Source organism: Mesorhizobium sp. M2A.F.Ca.ET.067.02.1.1 (assembly GCF_004023285.1).
Classification (GTDB): Bacteria; Pseudomonadota; Alphaproteobacteria; order Rhizobiales; family Rhizobiaceae; genus Mesorhizobium.
Genome location: NZ_RZSB01000843.1, coordinates 1 through 2,351, shown reverse-complemented (window position 1 = coordinate 2,351; position 2,351 = coordinate 1). Strand labels below are relative to the sequence as shown.

General features: G+C 63.0%; 2 protein-coding genes and 1 pseudogene. 2 read left to right on the top strand and 1 reads right to left on the bottom strand.

From position 1 onward, the window contains the following. Window positions 1–693 (top strand): DapH/DapD/GlmU-related protein (locus EOA28_RS32635; RefSeq protein WP_281060943.1); only part of this gene is annotated, 693 nt, incomplete at its 5' end. Between the two features lie 4 nt (window positions 694–697). Here the strand turns inward: EOA28_RS32635 and EOA28_RS32630 are convergent. Further along, window positions 698–1,064 (bottom strand): annotated as a pseudogene (locus EOA28_RS32630) (ADP-ribosylation/crystallin J1). 213 nt (window positions 1,065–1,277) lie between these two features. Between EOA28_RS32630 and glmS the strand changes: the two are divergent. Next, on the top strand, window positions 1,278–2,351 hold a 1,074-nt coding region (gene glmS, locus EOA28_RS32625; RefSeq protein WP_128315696.1), incomplete at its 3' end, for a glutamine--fructose-6-phosphate transaminase (isomerizing).

The following is a 2,351-nucleotide window of genomic DNA, read 5'->3' as shown; positions in this document are numbered from 1 at the left end:
CTCGGCATAAACAACCGGGACGAGCTTGCCGAGGCGGAAGCGATCTGGCAGGCGCGCCGGCGGCGCGAGGCGATGCTGTCCGGCGTGACGCTGATCGCGCCCGAAACCGTTTATTTCTCGCACGACACCGAGATCGGCGCCGACACGATCGTCGAGCCGAATGTGTGGTTTGGCCTGGGCGTCAAGATTTCCACCGGCGCCACGATCCATGCTTTTAGCCATATGACGGGCGCTACCATCGCGGAGAATTGCGAGGTCGGGCCGTTCGCGCGGCTGCGGCCTGGTGCCGACCTCAGGAAAAAGGCCAAGGTGGGCAATTTCTGCGAAGTCAAGCAGTCGACAGTGGAAGAAGGCGCGAAGGTCAACCACCTGACCTATATCGGCGACGCGCGCGTCGGGGCCGGGGCCAATATCGGCGCCGGCACCATCACCTGCAACTATGACGGCTACTCGAAATTCTTCACCGATATCGGCGAGGGCGCCTTTGTCGGCTCGAATTCCTCGCTGGTGGCGCCGGTCACGATCGGCAAGGGCGGCTATATCGCCTCCGGCAGCGTGATCACCGAAAGCGTGCCTGACGATGCGCTGGCTTTCGGCCGTGCCCGCCAGAAGACGATCCCCGGCAAGGGCAAGGAATTGCGCGAGCGCTTCGCCTCGGCCGCAGCGGCAAGGAAGAAAGCGGCGGCGGAGTAGCGTTTCAGGCGGTGCTCTCGGTGGGTTTGCCGAAGGCGGCCGTCACCTCGATCTTGCCGACGATCGCCTTGTTGAATTGAGGCAGGTCCTCGGCGGGTATCCAATATTCGAGATGCGCCTTGCTGCCGGCATGCTCGACCCTGTAGCCGCTAAGAAAGCTCTTCAGGACCTCAAAGCGGGTGACGAAACCGGAGCCGCTCGCCGGTACGTTCCAGTCGCGGGCGATCTGGACCGCATAGGCTTCGGTGAGCACGGGATAGAAGATCGGCTGATCGCAGGCGCGGCGGAAATTCGCGCATGCCCGAAGCCTTGATTAGTTCCAACTTCTTGGGTCCGATCGGACGCCAGAGTGTCGTGGTGGGTTCGCTCATGGCCCGACATTTAGCCAAATCTTGCCGAAAAGAGAACCAAATGCCTGAAAAGGCGAACAATTGGAGTAACTGGATTGCAAGCGCCGTCTGGCATGGTGCATGGAGCAAAAGACCGTTCCGCTGACATGGAACGAAACGCAAAGTGACTTTCGCGGCAGGCCGGCAACCCCTAGATAACGCCGGGTTTTCCGCTGGGAATCGGGGGCAAGCGCCATGTGCGGTATCGTTGGAATCGTCGGCCATTCGCAGGTCGCGCCGCTCATCGTCGACGCGCTGAAGCGGCTTGAATATCGCGGCTACGACTCGGCCGGTGTCGCCACCATCGAGAAGGGCGAGCTCGGACGCCGCCGCGCCGAAGGCAAGCTCATCAACCTCGAACGCCGGCTGAAGGACGAGCCGCTCGACGGCACAATCGGCATCGGCCACACGCGCTGGGCGACACACGGCGTACCCAACGAGACCAACGCGCATCCGCATTTTTCCAACGGCGTCGCCATCGTCCACAATGGCATCATCGAGAATTTCGCCGAGCTGCGCGACGAGCTCACCCGCGACGGCTACAGCTTCGCCTCGCAGACCGACACCGAGGTCGTGGCGCATCTGGTGGCGCGCGAGCTAGCCAAAGGGCTGAAGCCGGTGGAGGCTGCGCATGCGGCGCTTAAGCGGCTGTCCGGCGCCTTCGCGCTGGCGATCATGTTCCAGGGCGACGAGGACCTGATCGTCGGCGCCCGCAACGGTCCGCCTCTGGCCGTCGGCCATGGCGAGGGCGAGATGTTTTTGGGCTCGGACGCCATCGCGCTGGCGCCCTTCACCAACTCGATCACCTATCTGGAGGATGGCGACTGGGCGGTGGTTCGCCGCGAAGGCGTGACCATCTACGACATCGACGGCAACAAGGTCGACCGCAAGCGGCAGCAGTCGCTTTCGACCAGCTTCATGGTCGACAAGGGCAACCGCCGGCATTTCATGGAAAAGGAAATTCATGAGCAGCCGGAGGTGATCTCGCACACGCTGGCGCATTACGTCGATTTCATTTCCGGCCAGTCGAAGCCGCTCGACCTGCCGTTCGACTTCGCCAGGATCGGCCGGCTGGCGCTTTCGGCCTGCGGCACCGCCTATCTCGCCGGGCTGATCTCGAAATACTGGTTCGAGCGCTATGCGCGGCTGCCGGTCGACATCGATGTCGCTTCCGAGTTCCGCTACCGCGAGATGCCGCTTTCGGCCAATGACGCGGCCTTCTTCATCTCGCAGTCGGGCGAGACCGCCGACACGCTTGCCTCGCTGCGC